The following is a 22,224-nucleotide window of genomic DNA, read 5'->3' on the forward strand; positions in this document are numbered from 1 at the left end:
CGGTAAAATAGTAATTTCTTATCTTATGATCATCTGCTTATCAGCGACGACAACACATTCGCTTTTCTTCGATAAACACCCTTGTTGACTTCTGTAAAACCTTCATGATTTCCTCCTGATCATCACGTTGCTCACCTTGTTTTGTGTGCTCCGTTTTTTGATGATGCAATCATATCACCCTTTTCCTAGTATGTCAATGGGGTTTATCTGTTTAGGTTCTCACCTTTATTTATGACTGGCTATAGATTTTATTTATAACGCCACCACCTACAACCTCATCTCCGTCATACATCACCACAGCCTGACCTTTTGTGATGGCTCTCTGCGGTTCATCAAATTTCACATGAAGGATACCATCCGGTGTCTGCCATGCAGTGGCAGGCTGCTCTTTGTGACGGTAACGGATCTTGGCAGTCACTCTTTTCGGCTCAGTTAAGCTGTCCACAGAAATCAGATTTACACTGTCTGCCTCAAGTTCACTGCTGAAAAGATCTGCGTTGTCCCCGAGAACTACCGTATTGGTCTTCGGAGAGATTTCACAGACATAAAGACGACTGGCTGCCGGAATGCCAAGACCGCGACGCTGGCCGATCGTGTAATGGATGATTCCCTTATGGCGTCCGATATAGTTTCCCTCTTTATCTACAAAATCACCCTCAGGTGTTTTTTTACCTGTATACTTTTCAATAAATTTCGCATAGTCGCCGTCCGGGACAAAACAGATATCCTGACTGTCATGCTTTCTGGCATTGATAAAGCCATGTTTTTCGGCAATGACACGGACCTGGTCCTTCCGGAGACCTCCAAGTGGAAGCTTTACATGTGCCAGCTGTTCCTGTGTCAGCATATAGAGAACGTATGACTGATCCTTTGTATCGTCCACTGCTTTTTTCAGAAGGTAGCGGTCCCGTTTCTCATCGTACTCCACTCTTGCATAATGTCCGGTTACAATATAATCGTAGCCGATCTCCTGCATACGGTGGAACATTTTATCAAATTTCAAATATCGGTTACAGTCGATACATGGATTGGGTGTGCAGCCGTTTTCGTAGGCCTCCACAAACCTGTCCATAACCTCTGTATGGAAATCTGCGGTAAAATTGAACACGTAGTAAGGCATATCCATCTGATAGGCTACGCTTCTGGCATCCTCAACATCGTCCAGGGAACAGCAGGTCTTTTCCCTGCGGACACCGATATCTTCGTTGTTGTAAAGTTTCATGGTAGCGCCGATGCACTCGTCACCGGATTCCTTTGTCAAAAGAGCTGCCACGGAGCTGTCTACACCGCCGCTCATTGCTATGATCGCTTTTTTCATTTATATCTTAACCTTTCCTGATGATTGATGATTTCTCAGCTTTGCAGCCTGTATTCTCTTACGGTTACTGCAATTTCGCATTTATTATAATATGGCAGTTATTCTTTGTCCACGATTTTTCACCCGGAACCTTTGCTTTGCTTCTTTCCTGCAGACTCTCTTTGGTATATAATAGAAAATATTTTTCAGAAAAGGATGTGACTATATGAAACTTTCCCTGTTTTCCACGCTGCGTGGATATCGGAAGGAATACCTTCCCAAAGATATTTTCTCCGGCATCATCATAGCAGCTGTTTCCATCCCTATTTCTATGGGATATGCCCAGATTTCCGGGATCCCGGCGGTATACGGACTGTACGGTTCTGTTCTGCCGATCCTTTTGTTTGCTCTATTTTCCACTTCAAGACAGTTTATATTCGGAGTTGATGCTGCCCCCGCTGCTATTGTAGGCGGTGCACTGTCTACTCTGAGTATTGCTGCTGAATCGGAAGCTGCCATGGATTATGTTCCTGCCATCGCACTTTTTGCAGGTCTGTGGCTGTTTATCTTCTTTCTGCTCCACGCAGATAAGATCGTGGACTTTATCTCCACACCTGTTATGGGCGGTTTTATCAGCGGTATCGCGGTTACCATCATCCTGATGCAGATCCCGAAACTTATGGGAAGTCCTGCAGGATCCGGAGAACTCCTGGAACTGACAGAGCATATTTTTGCTACCGCCCAAAATATCAGCTGGCTTTCCCTCTTCATGGGGCTTGGTACTCTGGTGCTGATCCGCACATTTAAAAAGCTGGCACCAAAATTCCCCATGGCTATCGTTATTATGGCTCTGGGTGTTCTTTCCACTATTGTTTTTCATGTAGACGAAAAAGGCGTAGTCCTCCTGCAGTCTGTAGAACGTGGGCTTCCCTCCCTGATGATCCCGGATTTCGGAAATGTTGATCTGACCCAGGCGGCAGGCCGCGGTCTTATGGTTGCCGTTGTCATTATGGCAGAAACTCTTCTTGCAGAAAATACTTTTGCGTTCCGCAATGATTATAAGCTGAACGACCGTCAGGAAATCCTGGCCTGTGCCGCCGGAAATATTGCTGCCGCCGCAGTAGGCTGCTGCCCGGTAAACGGCAGTATCTCCCGCACCTCCCTCAATGAACAGTACGGTGGAAAATCTCAGGCGGTTTCCATCACTGCCGGGATTACTATGGCTCTGATTCTTCTTTTCGGCACCGGTTTTATCGGATATCTTCCGGTTCCTGTACTGACAGCCATAGTGATCTCTGCTTTGATGGATGTGGTGGAAACCCATCTGGCTGTACGTCTTTTCAAAGTAAGCCGTACAGAATTCTACATCTTCATGGCTGCCGGTTTCAGTGTACTCTGTCTCGGAACCATTTATGGGGTTATCATTGGTATCCTGCTCTCTTTCGTAGCTGTGATTCTGAAGGCCACCAACCCGCCGCGCTCCTTCCGTGGTATGATCCCTGGAAGAGATGCTTATTTTGATCTGTCCAAAAACCGTTTCGCCTACCCTATTAAGGGCGTTGTGATCTACCGTTTCAGTGAAAACCTTTTTTTTGCAAATATAAAGATTTTTCAGGAAGATATTGAGAACAGCATCCAAAAAGACACCAGGGTTGTGATCGTAGATGCCAGTGCTATCAACAGCATTGATGTCACAGCAGCAGACCGCCTGGATGCCATCTCCGCAAGCTTGAAAAAACGTGGGATCCGTTTTTACCTCACAGAGCATTCCACCCAGATCAATGACCAGCTGCGTCAGTTCGGCATCGGTCATATGATCAAGGATGGTATGGTCCGCCGTACCATTCTTGCTGCTCTGCATGACGCAGGGATCGAAGCTCCTTATGAACTGGATGTTCCAAAGGAAGACGAGACAAAGCTTCTGCGCCGCAGTATCGCTTTTCTTCCGGCAGAGGAAGAAAATACCCTGGAAGAGTTCGCCTGGGCTTTTGGTGACGATGCAGTAAAAGAGATCGAAGAATCTGTCCATCACATTATTGAACAGCTGCACCAGATCCCGGATATCCAACGTCTCTCCGAAGAAGGTCTGGAAGAGCTTCTGGATAACTGGCATGGATTGGGTGTTCTGGATGAGGATGAACTGCTTCGAAGAATTGAATTACATATGGATGAGCTGCCTGAAGAATTAACTTCCGACCGGAAACTGATCCTTCAGCTTCTGGAAAAGCGCCGTGGCAAGCTGAAAGAAAAAATCCTTGCCGAGCATCCGGAAGTCCTGGAACGACTGGAACAGCGCCGGAAAAAGCTGGAAGAACGGCTGGAAAAGCAGAATCCGGAAGCTGTTCAGAAATGGAAGCACTGGAAGGAAGAGCATCTCAAAGACTGATTTCTGCATACCTCCCCTTTCCAGGTCCATGATCAGATCACAGGATTTCCTGCATATTTCTCACAGATATTAATAAAATCCTGCATCACGGCAGAAGGCCTGCGATCCTTTTTCCAGGCAAGAAGGATCCTGGTCTTCAACTTCTCTTCTTCAATGATCCGGATCGGAAGATCTGTACAGAGATCTTCCATGGATCTTGGAAAAACTGCGGTTGCAAGACCTTCCTGCACCCAGAGCATGGCGTCTCTGGGATCATCGCAGACACAGAAAATATCCGGCTGGAGATTTTTTTCTCCAAAGGCTTTCATCAGAAATTCTTCGTACCGGCGGTAAATAATGAGAGGGCATCCGGTCAGCTCTTTAAGGCTGATGCCCTCTTTTTTTGTCTCATTTTCCGGGATCTCCGGAGGAAGGACCGCGATCATGGGTTCCTCATCCAGCTCCAGATAATTTAAACCTTCCAGCTTGATAGGTGTACGCACTACCGAAACATCAATGATCCCATCCATCAGATAATTCAGAAGTGTAAAGGTGATCGCATCCCTTACCTCAAAGTTTACATCACAATTTTCCCTGGAAAATCTGGAAATATAAGGCATAATGGTAGTCACTGTGGTTGGCGTGATCCCGATACGTAAAACCTGTTTTTTCCCTGCTTTGGATACTTCCAGCTCTGTAGACCGAACGTAGCTCAAAATGTTCTCTGTCCTGTCATAAAGAAGCTTTCCGGCTTCTGTCAGTGTCACGCCTGCCCTGGTCCGCTCAAAAAGCTTCACCTTCAGCTCTGCTTCCAGCTGCTTGATCTGATAGCTCAGCGGCGGCTGGGACATGTTCAGTCTCCTTGCGGCTTCATTGATGCTTCCTGTTGCTGCGATCTCATGAAAATATTCCAGCTGTCTGATTTCCATATCCTTCTCCTTTTAATTGCATATAATAATTTCTGTAATTTCCGCATTCCGTTCCCGGATGATCCGCATCAAACACTCTCTGTCTTTGTGTCAAGCGGATATTCGCAATCTATATTCTTCTGTACTGCATACTAATGATTTTTTCATTTTTGCAGATACTATGATCATCTTCCCATAAACTCACGTTTTCTTCAATATAATTTTTATATTATAATACATTAAAAACAATATTATACGTATCATCCCGGAGGGAGTATAATAACAGAGGTTTATTGTAATAAAAAGGAAATGGAGGAAAGAAAAAGAAATGCGAACACTCGCAAAATATCTTCGAAACTACAAAAAAGAAAGCATTCTGGCTCCTTTTTTCAAGTTTCTGGAAGTTGTGTTTGACCTGCTGGTGCCTATCGTCATTGCCCAGATCATTGATGTGGGTATTGCCCATAACGATCACGGCTACATCGTACAGAAATTCTTTATCCTGATATTGATGGCTGCCGCAGGACTGGCAGTCAGCATTACCGCCCAGTTTTTTGCGGCAAAAGCCAGTGTAGGTTTTGCCACAGAAGTACGCCAGGCAGTCTTTGACCACATCCAGAAGCTTTCCTATACGGAACTGGATACCCTTGGAACCGATACCCTGATCACCCGTCTGACCGACGACGTAAACCAGGTACAGAACGGTGTAAACATGGGCCTTCGTCTTCTTCTTCGAAGCCCGTTTATTGTTTTCGGTGCCATGGTGATGGCCTTTACCATCAACGTGCGCTGTGCACTGATCTTCGTAGTTGCCATCCCGGTACTGTTCCTGGTTGTCTTTGTGATCATGTTCTTAAGTATCCCTCTTTTTAAAAAAGTACAGGGGCGCCTGGATACTGTCACACGCCTTACCAGAGAAAACCTGACCGGTGTCCGTGTGATCCGTGCATTCTGCCGGGAAGATCACGCAGTTGCAGAGTTTGACGAAAGCAACCTTGCTCTCACAAAACTGAATGAATTTGTGGGAAAAATCTCCGCACTTTTAAATCCGGCCACCTATGTACTGATCAATATCGCAACCGTAATCCTGATTCAGACTGCAGGTGTACAGATCAATCTGGGAAACATGCAGCAGGGTGAAGTCGTTGCCCTTTACAACTACATGGCACAGATGATCGTGGAGCTAATCAAACTTGCTTCCCTGATCATTACCCTGAACAAATCCATGGCCTGTGCAGACCGTGTTGCCGGAATCCTGAAAGTAGATTCCACCATGGCCTACCCGGAGAAAACTTCCGCACTGGTAGCTGCAAAGAACGACTGTGCCGTTGATTTTGACCATGTGACCTTCTCCTATGCAGGAACCGGCGCGCCCAGCCTTTCGGACATTACTTTTTCCGCAAAAAAAGGCTCTACCATCGGAATCATCGGCGGTACCGGAAGCGGTAAATCCACCCTTGTGGATCTGATCGCACGTTTCTATGACGCAAGTTCCGGAACCGTTACCCTGGACGGCCAGAATGTACAGACCTATTCTCAGAATGAGCTCCGGAAAAAAATCGGCGTGGTTCCTCAGAAGGCAGCACTTTTTCAGGGAACCATCCGCGAGAACTTAAGCTGGGGACGGGAAGACGCCACAGATGAGGAAATGTGGGAGGCTCTTACCACTGCCCAGGCCCGTGAGATCGTGGAGAAAAAAGATGGCCAGCTGGATTTTAAGCTGGAACAGAACGGCCGGAACCTTTCCGGTGGCCAGCGCCAGAGACTTACCATTGCCCGCGCCCTTGTGAAAAAGCCGGAGATCCTGATCCTGGACGACAGTGCCAGTGCTCTTGACTTTGCCACAGATGCGGCACTTCGGAAATCCCTCCACCAGCTTGGCGGAAACACCACCACCTTCCTGGTATCCCAGAGAGCAGCCAGCATCCGTCAGGCCGATCTGATCCTGGTACTGGACGATGGCCAGCTCGCCGGAAAAGGGACCCACCAGGAGCTGGTTTCCACCTGTGAAACTTACCGTGAGATCTTTTTCTCACAGTTCCCGGAAGAACGGATCAAATATGAAAAAGCAACGGGAAAGGAGGTCCTGGCATGAGTAAAACAGGCAAAAAATCCCAGAACAAAAACAGCATGGCAACCTTCTTCAAGGTGCTCCGCTTTATCGGAAAATACCGTTTTCTTCTTGTATTAAGTGTGATCCTTGCCGCAGTTACCGTAATTTTACAGCTGTATGTTCCCGTACTTTTCGGCTATGCCATTGATGAAGTGGTTGCTGCCCATGAGGTTGATTTTTCCAGAATGGGATTCTATCTTTCCCGTATCCTGGTCATGATCATACTTTCCGGCATTGCCACCTGGATCATGAGCATTATCAACAACCGGATGACCTACCGCACAGTACAGGATATCCGTGCGAAATCCATCCGCCATATCCAAAAGCTTCCTCTGTCTTACCTGGACGGACACAGCACCGGTGATATCATCAGCCGTGTCATTGCGGATACGGATATTCTTTCCGATGGTATGCTTCTTGGATTTACACAGCTGTTTTCCGGTATCATCACCATCATCGGAACTCTGATCTTCATGTTTTCCAAAAACGTGTGGATCACACTGATGGTCATTGTCCTGACACCGGTGAGCTTTTTTGTGGCAAAATTCATCTCCTCCCATTCCTTCCAGATGTTCCGTGCACAGAGCGATGCCCGTGGACGTCAGACTGCACTGATCGAGGAAATGATAGGAAACCAGAAAGTGGTTCAGGCATTTGGCTATGAGAACCGTTCTTCGGAGCGTTTCGCTTCGATCAACGAGGAGCTTCGAAATGCCAGCCAGAAAGCTGTTTTTTACAGCAGTCTCACCAACCCGTCCACACGATGTGTCAACAACATCATCTATGCAGGTGTAGCTCTTGTAGGTGCATTCCTGATCCCGGGCGGTCATCTGACGGTAGGTGGGCTTTCCGTCCTGTTGGCCTATGCTAACCAGTACATGAAACCATTTAATGATATCAGCTCCGTGATTACAGAGCTTCAGAACGCTCTGGCCTGCGCTACCAGGATCTTTGACCTTCTGGAAGAAAAACCGGAAAGCCCGGACCTGTCCGGAACTCTTGATGATGTAAAAGGTGCCGTAGATATCCAGAATGTTTCTTTCCGCTACGAAGAGGACAAACCTCTCATTGAAGGATTTAACCTTCACACAGAGCCTGGCCGACGAATCGCCATCGTAGGTCCTACCGGCTGTGGTAAGACAACTTTTATCAACCTGCTAATGCGTTTCTACGACGTCACCGGCGGAAGTATCTCCGTAGACGGAAAACCGATCACCGAAGTTTCCAGACATGCCCTCCGCGGAAGCTATGGCATGGTTCTCCAGGATACCTGGATCAAACATGGAACTGTCCGCGACAACATCTGTATCGGAAAACCGGATGCTTCTGATGAGGAAGTGATCCAGGCAGCAAAAATGTCCCACAGCTGGGAATTTATCCGCCGTCTTCCAAATGGCCTGGATACCATTCTCTATGAAGACAGCTTAAGCCAGGGACAGAAACAGCTTCTCTGTATCACCCGTGTCATGCTGTGCCTGCCACCAATGCTGATCCTTGACGAGGCAACCTCCAGCATTGATACACGAACCGAAATGCTGATCCAGGAAGCTTTCGACCGGATGATGCAGGGCAGAACAAGCTTCATCGTTGCCCACCGTCTCTCTACCATCCGTAATGCGGATGAGATCCTTGTCATGAAAGACGGAAGCATCATTGAGCAGGGAAATCATGAGGAACTTATGGCAAAAGGCGGATTCTATCAGAATCTTTATAACAGCCAGTTTGTGAAAGTTTCTGAATAAAATATCAAATTTATAAAATTCAAAAATCTCCGGATCACAGTTTTTCTGTGCCGGAGATTTTTTTATACCATTTTGTTCTATTTATATTTTGACCGGAGAAGCCACTTCTGATCGATCACTTTCAATTCTTCTCCAAACCGGATATGAAGCCTTACTGAGCCTGGAAGCTGCTCCACATGTTCAATGTTTCCGGTTCCGAATTTCGGATGGCTCACATCTTCTCCGATCTCGTAGCGCACAATGCTGTTCCGGGTATTTTCATGCTGCTGCTTTCTCCGGTAAGTATCCCGTACTGTTACTGTCCGGTCATGGATTGGGCTTCGGAGCTTTTTCTCGTAGTCGTGTTTCATCAGGGCTTCCCCTGCCTTATAATATGGCGTTGGCGCCGCGCCGGTCAGGGAGCAGCAGTATTTCCAGGCACTTCCGTGAGTTCCGTGCTGCCACTGATACTCTTGGGGAATGTGAACATTATGCTGCATATAATGGGCATATTCATGTTTGTAAAGGTCCAGCCTGTCCTCTTTTTTCAGAGGATTTTTTACCGCGTAGCCGATAAACAGCAGGGAAAAATGAAAATGCTCTTTTTCGTGGTAACTGCCTCTTGTATAGGATCCCAGAAGATCTGTCTCCATACCAAAGGTAATGGGAATCTTCGCTCCATTGAGATGAAATTTTTTATCAAATTCCGCATAAAGGCTGCGGATCTGGGCTGTAAGTATGGGAATTTCTTTTTGCAGAGCCTGTGCAAGTGTCTGGTCGATCATTATTTACAACTCCTAATCTCCATATTTATACAATATTACTACAGAATAACAGACATTCTCTGGATTATCTGTTGTAGATAAATGAACGCCTGCCTATGTTTAAAAATACAAACTCTAGTAATATAGCACTTTCTCCCGGAATTGTAAACATCTCCTGAACACCATTTTGCCGGCAGTCGTTAAGAACTGCCGGCAATACCCCTTATTTTATCTCAGGCATAAATCTGCCTTACGCCAGTTTCCAGCTGGCTGCCTCTTCTCTTGCATGAATAAAATCTGCATAAAGGCCGCTCTGGGCGGAAAGTTCCTCGTGGGTTCCTCTCTGGGTGATCTTTCCTCCGTTTAATACCAGGATCTGGTCCGCATTTCGGACTGTTTTCAGTCTGTGGGCGATCATGATAATGGTCTTGTTATGAATCAGCACATCGATTGCCTTCTGCAGCTCCGCCCCATTTTCCGGGTCCACACTTGCAGTTGCCTCATCCAGGATAATGATCGGCGCATCTTTCAGCATGGCTCTTGCAATGGAAATCCGCTGTTTTTCGCCACCGGAAAGAGTTCCACCACCTTCTCCGAGAACCGTATCGTAACCCTCCGGAAGGGACATGATAAAATCATGGCAGCAGGCAGCTTTTGCAGCTTCTACCACTTCCTCATGGGTGGCATCCTGTTTTCCGAAGCGGATGTTATTTTCGATGGTGTCATTAAAAAGATATACATCCTGGAATACCATGGAAATATTTTTCATCAGGCTGTCCAGCTTGTATTCCTTTACATTGTGGCAGCCTACCAGAATCTCTCCGCCCTGTACATCCCAGAATCTGGCAATCAGATTGCAGAGCGTAGTTTTTCCGCCGCCGGAAGGTCCTACTACCGCAGTGGTGCTTCCTGCCGGGATCTGGATGGAAACGCCATCCAGGATCTTACGGTCACCATAAGAGAAACTTACGTTTTTAAATTCCACAGATGCATCTTCCGGACGGATCTCACTGCCGTCGGTATCCATCGTCGGTGTGTCATCAATAGAATTTGCTTTTCGCATGGATTCCCCAAGCATCTGCAGATTGTCGGACATATTTCCTGCATTTTCCAGCTCCTGATATACCATAAAGGAAGCGATCAGCATCAGGATACATCTGGAAAGATCCAGGCTTCCACTGTAATAAAATACAAGACTTGCCACTGCCAGCGCCGCGCCAAATACCTTTGCAGTTACCTGTCGGATACCGATCCACGGTGTCACAGATCTTGTCAGAGCCAGCGCTTTTTTGCAGCTGTCATCCACTGCCCTGGCTGCTGCCTGATCGTTATCTTTTTCCAGACCATAGGATTTTACCACGCTCATGCCCTGCACATATTCCAGAACAGATTTTACCAGTCCTTCCTGCGCCTGCTGTCTTCCAGGGCCTGTTTTTGCGGTTGCTGCCGTGGAGCATTCTGTTACTGCAAGGTAAACCAGAATACCAATAATAGCGATCACTCCAAGACGCACATCGATCACAAACAGCGCCAGACAGAAAGCCAGAGTATTTAAAAATCCTCCGATCACAATGACCAGACATCTGGACGCATTGTTTTCCACATCCGAAAGTGTAGTAGTAACAACTGCTGTGATATTTCCGAGGCTGTTGTCATTAAAAAATCCCATTGGGATATAGCGCAGACGGTCTCCGATATGGACTCTTTTCTCTGCTGCCATAAAATATCCGGTTTCTGTCTCCGCATTGGTCGCATAGTAAAAGCAGGCCTGCCTTCCCAGCATGGAGATCAGCATTACTGCAAATACCGGAAGAATATGTGCTTCTTTCCCACCTACGATGATATCCAGCGTCATCATCAGCGCCAGAAACTGCAGTGCTCCAAAGACCGCTCCGATAAAGGAAACGATCATGGCTTTTGTAAAAAGTTTTTTCTTTTTGCCTGAAAAGGCGATGATTTCTTTTAATATCCGGATCATTTCTCTTTCCCCCTTATGCCACGTCGCGGACACCCAGATAGGAATTCCACATCTTGCTGTACAGCGGGCAGTTTTCTTTCAACTGCTCATGGGTTCCCTGTGCCTCAATATGACCATCCTGAACCACTACAATGTTGTCCGCATCGGTGATGGTTCCCAGACGGTGCGCGATCACGATCAGTGTCTTACCTTTTGTCAGTGCGGAGATGGCCTTCTGGATCATGGCCTCATTTTCCGGGTCAATGCTTGCGGTGGCCTCATCCAGGATCACGATCTTCGCATTTTTCAGCATAGCTCTCGCAATAGAGATACGCTGCTTCTCTCCTCCGGAAAGATGTCCGCCGCCTTCACCGCAGATGGTATCATATCCTTTATCCAGCTTCCGGATAAAACCGTCGCATCCGGCAGCTTTTGCCACTGCCTCCACTTCTGCATCTGTGGCATTTAATTTTCCCATACGGATATTGTCGCGGATGGTACGGTCAAACAGGTAATTATCCTGGGAAACATAGGCGATCTCCTGATTCAGCTGATCCAGAGGAATCTCTTTGATATCTTTTCCCCCAAGGGTAATGTTTCCTTCGGTTACATTCCAGAAACCTGCGATCAGTTTTGCAATGGTGGATTTTCCGGAACCGGATGGTCCGACCAGTGCGGTAACTGTTCCCGGGTTGATGGTAAGGTTTACGCCTTTCAGCACTTTTTCATCCTGGTTACCATAGCTGAAGGATACCTGTTTCAGACAGATCTTCTCATCAGAAAGAGAAGTTTTTCCCTCCGGACGGTTCAGTTCCGGGCTGTCCAGGATACCGTTGATTTCTTTTACGTTGGCACCCACAATGGCAAGCTCATCCACAAAGGACAAAGCCGCCAGAAACGGGCCCGCAAATCCCATGGAAAGGACAATAATGGTGAAAAAATCCGAAGCGGAAAGGCTGTCGTGAGACCACAGAAGAAGTCCTACAGGCAGCACGGTGATCAGGACGGACGGCGTCCAGGTCTGCATGGTGGACATATATTTCTGGTTGTCATGCATCCAGTCCACATAGTACTGTGCGTTCTCTTCCACTGCTCCGGAATATTTTTTATAAGATCCGGCGGACTGGCTGAAAGCCTTTACTACCTGGATCCCGCCTACATACTCGATGATGGCATTTGCCATACGTTTTCCTACTGCAACTGCGCCTTCCCAGCGGACTGCATAGGTTTTTCCGCTCTGGCTCATGATGGCCATACCGATCACAGTTGTGACAAGGGAAGCAAATCCCATTCTCCAGTCCAGTGCAAAAATATATACTGCAATGGCAACCGGTACCAGAAGGTTGGCTGTCATCTCCGGGATCAGATGGGCCAGCGTGGGCTCCATCCCTTCCACACGGTCTACGATGGTTGTTTTATACTGTCCGGATGGAGTATCCAGAATGGTTCCCATTGGCACTCTGGAAAGCTTGGCCAGCATTTTTTTACGGATATCCCGCAGAGTATAGTAGGTTGCTGTATGGGACATGGACGTGGACCATGCAGAACCCACAGACTTCACCAGATAACCGATCAGAAGAAGACCGCACCATGGCAGGCACTGGCTGAAATCTCCATTTTCCAGAAGAATGCGTATCATCGCCGCAATACTGAAATACGCAGCCATGGTTCCTGCCACACCAAGTACAGCCAGAACTACTGAACCATAAAATTTACTGTGATATTTTTCTGCCCATCCCCATACGACGGATATTGGAGATGGTTCTTTCTTTTTTTCCATATGTATCAACTCCTTTTTGCAGATATCAGATAATTAAACTGACTTCCACTACACTCTTCTGCTTTGTCACGATCCGCTGATTCCCAGTAACCGGAACCATCCGGCAGAATAAAATTCCCGCAGGCTGTTCATATAGGAAATGGCTTTTTCCCTGGGCATATCGTGACGTACCGTTTCAAACATGCCGTTAAACATGCTGCTCGCCACCATATGGATCAGATTCTCATCCAGTTCTTCCGGCTGATAACCCGCCTCTTTCATTTTTTCCATAAGGACAATGCTGGAATTAACCTCGATCTCTGTGAGTACGTCCAGATAATGTTCATAACGGGTTCCTGCAGAACAGCATACGATCAGTTTAAATGCATCAAAATGATCATAAATATATTCCACCATCCAGGAATGACCTTCATCAGACACCTCCGGAAGTGTCTGCACCTGGTCCTTCACCGGCTGATCTGCAAAGTTTCTCTGGATCGCCCGGTATCTCTCTTCCAGCACTCTGGCCGGTTCTTCCACCAGTACATCAAACAGAGATTCCTTGTCTGTATAATAGCGGTACAGTGCTCCTGTGGTCACAGACAGTCTGGATGCGATCCCACGCATGGAAGCTCCCTGAAATCCTTTTTCCAGAAATTCCTGCTTTCCTGCTTCCAGAAGATCTGCTGCCAGTTTCTCATTTACAGGTCTCATATGATTGTCTCCTTTATTCAATAACGCCGTTATTTAATAACAATGTTATTTTAAGATAACTTTCTTTGTTTGTCAATTGGTTAAGTTAAATAAAACTATCTTTTTTCAAAAATTTCCAGATTTACGAATGGCATGCAAAAAGCAGCTGCTCTCTGCACAGAAATCAATTCTGTACAAAAAACAACTGCTTCATAAATTTACTATATCTTTCTGTTCCATCATTAGCGTAGCATAATTCTCTACGCATCCGAAACCTAATGTCACTGTTGTATTTAACATCTGGCTTTTTTTACAGACTTTTCGTCAAGCGGATATTCGCAATCCGCTTCGCTACGTAGCTCTACACCAAATAACTGCTCCGCAGTTTATCAGGAGGAGCTTGCACTCCTCCTGATACAAGCAAGTCCCCACCCACTGCTTATTGCTTTTCGCAATTGAAGCAGGGGACTTACTTGATTTGGTTAAACATCCAGCTCTTTTCTTACATCCGGGAACATTTCCACACATCGTTTCAGGATTCCCTGCATGTAAGCAATGGCAATTCCATAATTGGTAATGGGGATTTCCTGGTCCAGCGCACATTTCTGACGGTAGCGCATTTCCCGCTCATTGAGCATACATCCACCACAGTGCACGATCAAGTTGTACTTCGTCACATCTTCCGGGAAATCTCTTCCTGAAGAATACTCAAATTCCAGATCTTTCCCCGTATAATTTCGGATCCAGCGTGGAAGCTTGACTGTTCCGATATCATCACACTGTCTATGATGGGTGCATCCCTCAGAGATCAGGATCTTATCTCCGTCTTTCAGTCGGTCAATGGCTGCTGCACCGGCTGCCGCTGTTTTCAGATTTCCTTTAAATCTGGCAAACAGAATTGAAAATGAAGTGAGCCAGATATCCTTCGGTGTTTCTTTGCTGACCTTTGCAAAAACCTGGCTGTCTGTGATCACAATTTTGGGGCTCTTGCCCAGGGTTTTCAGTGTATTGGAAAGCTCGTTTTCTTTGATGACAATGGCTGCTGCTCCAGCCTCCAGCACATCCCGGATTGTCTGCTGCTGTGGAAGGATCAGGCGGCCTTTTGGTGCGGCTTTATCGATCGGTACTACAAGAACCGCAAAGTCTGACGGCTCCAGGAGATCTCCTACCAGACGTAATTTCAGATCATCGGTTACTGCAAGAGATGCGATCTTTTCTTTCAGTTCATAGATGTTCTGACCTGTTGCCGCACTGGCGTAAATGAAGGGTTCCTGATTCCGATCCGGAGAATCCGCATTTATTTTCTGATTTTCCGAAAGAAGGTCGGATTTATTGTATACAACCAGGTACGGAATTTCCTTTTCTTTAAAAATGTGGATCAGCTCCTCATCCACATTGGTTTTTCCAAGGGTAGCATCCACAACAAGAACTGCCACATCCACACGGTTCAGTACCTGTTTTGCCTTTCGGACTCGAAGTTCTCCAAGATGTCCTTCATCATCAATACCCGGCGTATCAATAATTACAACCGGTCCCATTGGAAGCAGCTCCATGGCCTTGCTCACCGGATCCGTGGTAGTTCCTTTAACATCGGAAACCACAGCAAGTTCCTGACCTGTCACTTTATTTACAATACTGGATTTTCCTGCATTTCTTCTGCCAAAAAAACCGATATGTACACGGTCTGCTGACGGTGTTTCATTCATTCCCATAATTTTTCCTCTTTTCTTTCAGCATCAGACAGGTCCTCATCCATTCCTGTTCTCATCCACCTGTTTCATATTTCATAAGATCATTCGACCTTTGCTCCCGGCATTATCTGTTGATGTGCAAAAGCTTACGCCTCTGTTCCTGCCCTCTGCTTATTGCTTTTCGCAATTGAAGCAGGGGACTTACTTGATTTGGTTAAACGATCTCAGAATAATCAATTTTTCTGTCTTTAAAATAATATTCTTTATCCCGCTCATTCATTTCTCTCAGCACCCTGCATGGATTACCGACTGCAACCACATTGGAAGGCAGATCCTTCGTTACTATACTTCCGGCCCCAACTACAACATTATCACCAATAGTAACTCCCGGTAACACAACAACTCCAGATCCCAGCCAGCAGTTCTTACCGATATGAACTTCCATATTATACTGATATCCTTTTTCACGAAGCTCCGGTAAGATCGGGTGCCCCGCAGTTGCGATGGTCACATTTGGACCGATCATGGTATAATCGCCAACATAAATATGACCGTCATCTACCAGTGTCAGGTTAAAGTTGGCATAGACATTTTTTCCAAAATGGACATATGCACCTGCCATATTGGCGTGAAGCGGTGGCTCGATATAACAATCTTCAACAATCTCCGCAAACATCTCTTTCAGCATTTCTTTTCTTTTATCCAGCTATGTAGGGCGTGTCATATTGAAATCATAAAGCCTGTCCAGTTTCCTGATCTGATCCTGAAAGATTTCATCGTCATTAGGGAGATATAATTCTCCTGTATGCATTTTTTCTCTCATTGGGCGCATGGCAGCTCCTCCTTTTTGTATGTTTTTTACAAAAAATAATATATGGATTATGTTATCATATCGTATATTTACATACAAGCATGAAATTTCTGAATAATCCGAAGTTTTTTCGTGAATCTGTTATGTTCATATATGATCTGTAGCTTCATCTGCTGTTTCTTTTATAACAAAAAGTAATGATCAGGACGGGATTTTCCAGGCATGTCAAGCGGATATTCGCAATCCGCTTCGCTACGTGGCTCTACACCAAATAACTGCTCCGCAGTTTATCAGGAGGAGCTTGCACTCCTCCTGATACAAGCAAGTCCCCACCCACTGCTTATTGCTTTTCGCAATTGAAGCAGGGGACTTACTTGATTTGGTTAAAGAGTTTGGAATATTATAAAAAAAGTCTCTTCCAGAAGGCAGGTTTTTCAATCCTTTCTTCTTAAAGAGACTTTTTTGTTTCCATAAATATTATTTATTTCAATGCAGCTCCAGCTTTAAAAGCATCGCCCACCTTTTCGCCAAGACGGATATATGCGTTGTTAAACGGATCAAACGTGATCGGTGCAGCTTTTGCTACATCTACATTTCCGTTTTTGTCCAGAACACGTTCGTCCACGCTGACATTTACGATCTCACCAACCAGACGGCAGGTTTCTTTGTCGTAGCTTTTCAGTTTACATTCTACACAGATGGGAAGCTCTTTGATGATGGGGGCATCTACTTTTTCGGACTTTTCTGCTGTAAATCCGGCTTTTGCAAATTTATCCGGCTCTTTGTTTCCGGAAACAATTCCCACATAATCGCAGGCTGTCATATGATCCACATCCGCCATGCTTACTGTGAAAGCGCCTTTTTTCAGAATATTTTCGGTTGTTTTGTGACTCTCACTGACACAGATGGAAATTTCCTTATCATCACTGATTCCGCCCCAGGCAGCATTCATAACGTCCGGTTTGCCATCCTCGCCATATGTGGCGATCATTAATACTGGCTGTGGATAGGTATAAGGTTTTGCACCAAAATCTTTTCTCATGACTGTTTCTCTCCTTTATATTCGTTATTGTTGTTATTTTTTATGAATTCCCGCACAAGCTGCAGGCCTCCTAATGGAACACAGAATTTATCTCTGTGCTGTCTGCACTGCTGATACGTTTCTTCCAGATCAAACCACTGTACCTCTTCTACTTCTTCTTTCTGAAGTGTAAGACGATCGATCTCTACCGGATGATCGTAGATATAAACAAAGGCAATCTCTTCATCCCGGAACATTTTTCCATGAAATTCTTTGGCAAAAGATATCGGGAATTTTCCTGCAAACTGCAGATCTTCTGGCACTGCATGTATCCCCAGTTCTTCCTTTAGTTCCCGCAATGCTGATTCCAACGGTTCATCCCCTGCCTGTATGTGGCCTGCAGATGAAGTATCAAATTTTCCTGGAAAAGAATCCTTGTTTCTGGATCTTTTTTGAAGAAGGATCTCTGTTCTTCCATTTTTCCGGCGGATGATCCAGATATGCGCAGTGCGATGGCGGATTCCCTCTGCATGGGCAATGCTCCGTTCTACGGTCTTTCCGGTGGGATTTCCGTTTTCATCTATGATATCAAATATTTCCATTCTTATCTGTCTGCTTCTTTCTCTTATAATTATTCTTAAGTGAATCAGATGATTTTTTATCTGATTACCAAAATGTCTGAGAACTGACAAAATTTACTATAGTACTATAAATGAGCAAATTTGAAAAATTGCACAAAACTACACTGCGAATTTCATAAATGAATCAAAATCATTGCTTTCCTTTGCGCATTGAAAAAGATAACGATACTTTTCCAGCTGAATGGTATCACAGATTTCGTGATATCCAGTTTCAAACGAACAGAACCTACCAGTACCCACTGCACACATGAAATGTGCCAGTGACATAAGTAGCCAGTACCTTTTGATTCCCTGTGCAGAGCGTATCTGATAGCTGTCCAGTGCCAGTTTATCCTTACACTGGCGGAAAAATACTTCAATCGGCCATCGACACACATACCAGGAAAGAATCTCCTGTGTAGACAGGGCTGCGTTTGTACTGATGAAAGCACGCAATGCTTTGGGATTACCAAATGCTTTTTCCGGATAACTCAAAAGAACTACCGCATTTTCTATGCCGTTGAGGTTTCCCTCGTACCGGTACACATAATAGTTTCGTTTTTTGACTGTCACAAGGTCAAATTCACGATGTGTAACAGACAATTCGGCGGCCAGTTCACGAAGTTTCTTTTTCATTCCCGATGGATACAGCAAACGGTTTGTTTTCAAAGCACCGATGGTATGGAACCCTCTCTGTGCAAAGGTATTGATTATCTTTTCAGAAACATACCAGCAGTCGCAAAGAAAATAGGACATTACCGGTGGAACAGGCAGCTCCTTTGCAATGCTTTGTACAATGTCAATCTTGGAAATTGACTTATTGTACATTACAAAAGCATAGTTCAGAACAATGCCATTGCAGGAAAGCATAACAGCAACTGCCTGATGCCCGTAATCCGGTTTTCCCTTTAAATGGGATTGGTGAAAATACGCATCTTCAATCGGATGTAAAGCCTGTGACGAAGGCTTTGTCTTTGAAGCAATCGTATCGTCCACAATACAGAGAACAGGTTTTCCGGTGCGTGCTGCTTCTGAATAAATAATCTCAATGACAGAGCATTTTAACGTATCTGAAAGTAAGGAATCATCCCATTTTCCGGAATTGAGGAAATGGGCAATCGTAGTTCTGTGGCAGGAACTGTTTTTAGCAAAGTCCGTGGTTTTTCCATGATATCCTGAAATGAAAATACTGATTAGGATACTCATAAGATGGTTTATTACTCGGTTCGAATAAAATTTGCATAAGTTTAATTTTTTAAACTGGTTGTATATGAATGAGGAATGATGTATAGTATTTGCGAGAGACACCTTCTTTCGTAAATGTTGCAAATGTTTGTTTTGGCACTTTCATTATACAACACATGGAATCGAGGTGTCTTTCTTTTATGCAAAATCACGAACTTGCTCATTTATAGCAATAGTAAATAATAAATTGGTAAGACATATTACATTATTCCATTATTGAGAATGTTTTCCACTTCCTCCATCTGACCCAGAATCATTTTCTGGCGGTCGTCAAAAAGAAGACCTTTATTATGCCTGTAATACTGGTCGGAACCGTTCTCCCGAATGAACCAGAGACTATAGTAGTTGGCATTCAGTTCCGTGATAAATGCCACCATTTCCTGACTGTCCCCAAAGGCAGCTTCCATAAAGTCGAAAACGTTCTGAAGAGTAAAGGATATTTCGTCGGTTCGGTTTTCGTAGGCTTCGGTTTCGGATTCAAAGAGGGCTTTCACAAACTCATAGTTCCTGTTTGACGATAAAACTTCCGATTCTGCTGCAGCACTTCTGCCTCCTGCCGGCTCTGAACCTGATCCGGTTTTATCTGATCCGGTTGATTCCGAAGCTGATTTCAATCCGGACGCATTTTCAAAGAATGACACAACACGTTTCTGTATACGCTCCTGCTGTTTTGTAAGAAGCTCACTCTTTTTGTCCTTTTCAAGATCCGCCTCTGCTTTTTCCATGAGATTTTTTGCTGTGAGGATGTCCTGATCTTCTCTGAAGTACACCATATAATCATACAGTTTCGTGAGATAGGCATCGGTAAGATAGCATTCTGTAAAAAGCTCGCTGAGCTTTCCATTGAGAAGGCTTACAATGCTCAGATGCTCATCCAGAGAGGCCGTGCGGATCTTACCCAGGGTAATGGAATCCCACTTTCCTTTCAGGATGTCCTCCACTTTATAATCCGTTCTGTACTTATAATAAAGAGCCAGATAGCTGGCGAAATCCTTCGCGATCATCCTGTGCTGGATGTACTGGCTGACCACCTCACGGTCTACGGTTTTTCCAAGGATCTCATAAACCTGGATCAGACGTGAAAGATCCTCCCAGCCTCTGGCTGTGGCAAAGATCTTTCCGTCTACGGTATTCTCCACCCTGTAGAAATTTTTTCTGCGAAGCTCCAGATAGGAGATCACCGCCGGATGAATTCCCTGCTGGTAGGCGTATTCCTTCCATACATCAAAGTCTGCCTCCACATCAATCTTCTTGATACGGTCCAGAGTGACCACATCGAATTCCCGGACGGATTTGTTATATTCCGGCGGGTTGCCTGCTGTGACGATTACCCAGCCTTCCGGCACCTTCTGGTTTCCGAAGGTTTTTCCCTGAAGGAACTGCAGCATCATCGGTGCCAGTGTTTCAGATACGCAGTTGATCTCATCAATGAACAGGATGCCTTCTTTCAGACCTGTTTTTTCCATTTTGTCGTAAACGGATGAAATGATCTCACTCATGGTATATTCCGTGACAGAAAATTCTTCCTCACCGTAATTCTTTTTTACAATGAAAGGAAGTCCCACGGCACTCTGTCTGGTGTGGTGGGTAATAGTATAAGAAACAAGGGCAATCCCGCATTCCCTTGCGATCTGCTCCATAACCTGTGTCTTTCCGATTCCCGGAGGGCCCATAAGAAGGATCGGTCTCTGACGGATTGCCGGGATCCGGTACTCACCGAATTCGTCTTTTGCAAGATATGCTTCTATGGAATCTCTGATCTCCTGTTTTGCTCGTTTTATGTTCATGGTTTTCTTATTGTCTCCTTCTGTATGCTTCTCTTTGTCTCACGGCTGCACGTTTCTCTGATCCAAAATATCTCATTTCCTGCCTGCAGCGGATTACTTTATCGACGTATCCCGCTTATCCTCCAGTTCATCCTCCGTGATCACCAGCTTCATGGCCCAGGCCGGGATATCCACATCCTCCGGCTCCTGCTCCATAAATGCAAATGCAGTCCGGTATGGCGGCATCTTTGCCGGAAAAATGCCGTAACCGTCTGTAAAATACACCAGGCCTTTCAGATTTTCAAACTCTCGTTTCTCCATCAGCTCTTCCACATAAGCAAAAGCCGGGCGAAAATCTGTGCCCCCATCGCCGTAAAGCTCCAGACTATCCATGTAATCCTGCAGTTCTTCTCTGCCGGTGATTTTCACATCTGAATGCACCTTCTCGTCACACTGGATAATGTGTATATTTACCTTTTGGAAAAAATTCCCGCTGTCACTTAAGATTCCGTAAGTTTCCTCCAGAAATCTCCGCACCAGTTCCCCAGAACAGGACATGGAGGTATCGATCACGATGACAAATTCCGAAACTTTTTTCACTTCTCTGGTTTCCAGGGGTTCAATCAGCGGCATATTCCCATAAAGAGAAAGCCCATAGGTATAAAAATTATGATCAAAGCTATCCGGATCTACCGTCAGCTCTTCCCGGAATACCGCAAACTTCCGCAGAAAATCCCGGTAATCATACCGTTCTCTGTTCTCTATTTTCAGCTGATCCAGAAAATCTCCGTCCTGTTCTCCTGCCTCCCTGGAAAAAGTCTCCAGGTCTGTTTCGATCCCATCGCTGATATCTCCCCATTTTTTGCTCATCAGGGGATTGGGTTTCTGATTCGGCTGCTGGTTGACCCAGTATTTGTGATCATCCACATAGAACTCTTTTTCCAGCTGCAGCAGTTCTTTTTCCTTCAGGAACTGTTCTTTCAAAATCTTGTAGATCCACTCCGCATTCAACGTCTTCTTTTCCTTTTCCAGAAGACGGTAGGTCTCCCTCCGAAGAAGACTTCTGGAATATCGGACTGAGCGGTGATAAATACCGTCGATCATATGCTCCACCGCAATGTCACAGCTTAAATTCCATAGGCGCTTGTCTGCCCCTGGCTTTCCGAAATGTCGGAAAATACAGTGGAACACCATGTGAAGATATCCCCGGTTCACAAGTATCCGGTTCTCCCTATAAAGCCCGCCAAGCTGCGCCGGATGGAAGTATATCACAGCCCCGTCTGTTCCAAATGGACTGACCGAACCATCCATCCGATAAACAAAGCTGCTCAGCGCCACGTCCAGAAAGCGCATGCCCAGATACAGCTCGTCTCTTGCCGCCCGCAGGATGCTGCTGCCGATGTCCTGGAGACGCTGGGCTGCTTCCTGGGAATTGGATCCCTGACCGGATAGATAGTTATTTTTGTTATTTTCGGTTATTTCTATTTCACTCA

At 45.6% G+C, this 22,224-nt stretch carries 15 protein-coding genes and 1 pseudogene; 3 read left to right on the forward strand and 13 right to left on the reverse strand.

Annotated elements, in window-relative coordinates; translation table 11 throughout:
• Window positions 1–229: 229 nt before the first annotated feature.
• Entirely contained in the window at window positions 230–1,318 is a 1,089-nt protein-coding gene (gene mnmA / locus EYS05_RS17150) for a tRNA 2-thiouridine(34) synthase MnmA (protein ID WP_138277635.1), read from the reverse strand.
• A 205-nt stretch (window positions 1,319–1,523) separates the two neighbouring features.
• Between mnmA and EYS05_RS17155 the strand changes: the two genes are divergently transcribed.
• Window positions 1,524–3,683 carry a SulP family inorganic anion transporter gene (locus EYS05_RS17155; protein ID WP_138277636.1) on the forward strand — a complete coding sequence of 720 codons (2,160 nt, stop codon included), beginning with the start codon at window positions 1,524–1,526 and terminating at the stop codon, window positions 3,681–3,683.
• A 32-nt stretch (window positions 3,684–3,715) separates the two neighbouring features.
• Here the strand turns inward: EYS05_RS17155 and EYS05_RS17160 are convergent, their stop codons facing one another.
• On the reverse strand, window positions 3,716–4,591 hold the full coding sequence (locus EYS05_RS17160) for a LysR family transcriptional regulator (RefSeq protein ID WP_138277637.1): 876 nt from the start codon (window positions 4,589–4,591) through the stop codon (window positions 3,716–3,718).
• Between the two features lie 307 nt (window positions 4,592–4,898).
• Between EYS05_RS17160 and EYS05_RS17165 the strand changes: the two genes are divergently transcribed.
• Both EYS05_RS17165 and EYS05_RS17170 read left to right on the forward strand, forming a co-directional pair.
• A complete protein-coding gene (locus EYS05_RS17165; protein ID WP_138277638.1) occupies window positions 4,899–6,665 on the forward strand; it encodes an ABC transporter ATP-binding protein in 1,767 nt (588 codons plus the stop codon).
• A complete protein-coding gene (locus EYS05_RS17170; protein WP_138277639.1) occupies window positions 6,662–8,425 on the forward strand; it encodes an ABC transporter ATP-binding protein in 1,764 nt (587 codons plus the stop codon). The genes EYS05_RS17165 and EYS05_RS17170 overlap by 4 nt, the downstream gene beginning before the upstream one ends.
• Window positions 8,426–8,502: 77 nt before the next feature.
• Here EYS05_RS17170 and EYS05_RS17175 read toward each other — a convergent pair whose 3' ends face one another.
• The 11 genes and pseudogenes from EYS05_RS17175 to EYS05_RS17225 form a co-directional block, all read right to left on the reverse strand.
• Window positions 8,503–9,189 carry a hypothetical protein gene (locus EYS05_RS17175; RefSeq protein ID WP_174235854.1) on the reverse strand — a complete coding sequence of 229 codons (687 nt, stop codon included), beginning with the start codon at window positions 9,187–9,189 and terminating at the stop codon, window positions 8,503–8,505.
• Between the two features lie 229 nt (window positions 9,190–9,418).
• The gene (locus tag EYS05_RS17180) at window positions 9,419–11,146 is read right to left on the reverse strand and encodes an ABC transporter ATP-binding protein (RefSeq protein ID WP_138277641.1); all 1,728 of its coding nucleotides are present in this window, start codon (window positions 11,144–11,146) and stop codon (window positions 9,419–9,421) included.
• Window positions 11,147–11,159: 13 nt separating this feature from the next.
• Window positions 11,160–12,905 (reverse strand): ABC transporter ATP-binding protein, encoded by a 1,746-nt coding sequence (locus EYS05_RS17185; RefSeq protein WP_138277642.1) that lies wholly within the window; start codon window positions 12,903–12,905, stop codon window positions 11,160–11,162.
• 66 nt (window positions 12,906–12,971) lie between these two features.
• Window positions 12,972–13,598 carry a TetR/AcrR family transcriptional regulator gene (locus EYS05_RS17190; RefSeq protein WP_021977956.1) on the reverse strand — a complete coding sequence of 209 codons (627 nt, stop codon included), beginning with the start codon at window positions 13,596–13,598 and terminating at the stop codon, window positions 12,972–12,974.
• 461 nt (window positions 13,599–14,059) lie between these two features.
• Entirely contained in the window at window positions 14,060–15,289 is a 1,230-nt protein-coding gene (gene hydF, locus EYS05_RS17195) for a [FeFe] hydrogenase H-cluster maturation GTPase HydF (RefSeq protein ID WP_138277643.1), read from the reverse strand.
• 193 nt (window positions 15,290–15,482) lie between these two features.
• A pseudogene (locus EYS05_RS17200) lies at window positions 15,483–16,100 on the reverse strand (sugar O-acetyltransferase).
• A 460-nt stretch (window positions 16,101–16,560) separates the two neighbouring features.
• Window positions 16,561–17,121, reverse strand: a complete 561-nt coding sequence (locus tag EYS05_RS17205; RefSeq protein ID WP_021977953.1) for a flavin reductase family protein — start codon at window positions 17,119–17,121, stop codon at window positions 16,561–16,563.
• Window positions 17,118–17,702 (reverse strand): NUDIX hydrolase, encoded by a 585-nt coding sequence (locus tag EYS05_RS17210; protein ID WP_021977952.1) that lies wholly within the window; start codon window positions 17,700–17,702, stop codon window positions 17,118–17,120. Before EYS05_RS17210 ends, EYS05_RS17205 begins: the two co-directional genes overlap by 4 nt.
• A gap of 138 nt (window positions 17,703–17,840) precedes the next feature.
• Complete coding sequence (locus tag EYS05_RS17215) at window positions 17,841–18,926, reverse strand: IS701 family transposase (RefSeq protein ID WP_055290736.1); 1,086 nt, start codon at window positions 18,924–18,926, stop codon at window positions 17,841–17,843.
• A gap of 239 nt (window positions 18,927–19,165) precedes the next feature.
• On the reverse strand, window positions 19,166–20,752 hold the full coding sequence (locus tag EYS05_RS17220) for an AAA family ATPase (protein ID WP_138277051.1): 1,587 nt from the start codon (window positions 20,750–20,752) through the stop codon (window positions 19,166–19,168).
• 93 nt (window positions 20,753–20,845) lie between these two features.
• Window positions 20,846–22,132: a vWA domain-containing protein gene (locus EYS05_RS17225; protein ID WP_243119300.1), complete on the reverse strand. Its 1,287-nt coding sequence runs from the start codon at window positions 22,130–22,132 to the stop codon at window positions 20,846–20,848.
• Window positions 22,133–22,224: the final 92 nt, after the last annotated feature.

It is taken from the genome of Blautia sp. SC05B48 (assembly GCF_005848555.1).
In the GTDB taxonomy this organism is placed as follows: Bacteria; Bacillota; Clostridia; order Lachnospirales; family Lachnospiraceae; genus Blautia_A.

Bases quoted from the DNA above. Each gene is read 5' to 3' on its own strand.
- EYS05_RS17185 (WP_138277642.1), bottom strand. From the start codon at position 12,905: ATGGAAAAAAAGAAAGAACCATCTCCAATATCCGTCGTATGGGGATGG.
- EYS05_RS17165 (WP_138277638.1), top strand. From the start codon at position 4,899: ATGCGAACACTCGCAAAATATCTTCGAAACTACAAAAAAGAAAGCATT.
- EYS05_RS17220 (WP_138277051.1), bottom strand. From the start codon at position 20,752: ATGAACATAAAACGAGCAAAACAGGAGATCAGAGATTCCATAGAAGCA.
- EYS05_RS17205 (WP_021977953.1), bottom strand. From the start codon at position 17,121: ATGAGAAAAGATTTTGGTGCAAAACCTTATACCTATCCACAGCCAGTA.
- EYS05_RS17160 (WP_138277637.1), bottom strand. From the start codon at position 4,591: ATGGAAATCAGACAGCTGGAATATTTTCATGAGATCGCAGCAACAGGA.
- hydF (WP_138277643.1), bottom strand. From the start codon at position 15,289: ATGGGAATGAATGAAACACCGTCAGCAGACCGTGTACATATCGGTTTT.
- EYS05_RS17215 (WP_055290736.1), bottom strand. From the start codon at position 18,926: ATGAGTATCCTAATCAGTATTTTCATTTCAGGATATCATGGAAAAACC.
- EYS05_RS17155 (WP_138277636.1), top strand. From the start codon at position 1,524: ATGAAACTTTCCCTGTTTTCCACGCTGCGTGGATATCGGAAGGAATAC.
- EYS05_RS17190 (WP_021977956.1), bottom strand. From the start codon at position 13,598: ATGAGACCTGTAAATGAGAAACTGGCAGCAGATCTTCTGGAAGCAGGA.
- EYS05_RS17210 (WP_021977952.1), bottom strand. From the start codon at position 17,702: ATGGAAATATTTGATATCATAGATGAAAACGGAAATCCCACCGGAAAG.
- EYS05_RS17170 (WP_138277639.1), top strand. From the start codon at position 6,662: ATGAGTAAAACAGGCAAAAAATCCCAGAACAAAAACAGCATGGCAACC.
- EYS05_RS17180 (WP_138277641.1), bottom strand. From the start codon at position 11,146: ATGATCCGGATATTAAAAGAAATCATCGCCTTTTCAGGCAAAAAGAAA.
- EYS05_RS17175 (WP_174235854.1), bottom strand. From the start codon at position 9,189: ATGATCGACCAGACACTTGCACAGGCTCTGCAAAAAGAAATTCCCATA.
- mnmA (WP_138277635.1), bottom strand. From the start codon at position 1,318: ATGAAAAAAGCGATCATAGCAATGAGCGGCGGTGTAGACAGCTCCGTG.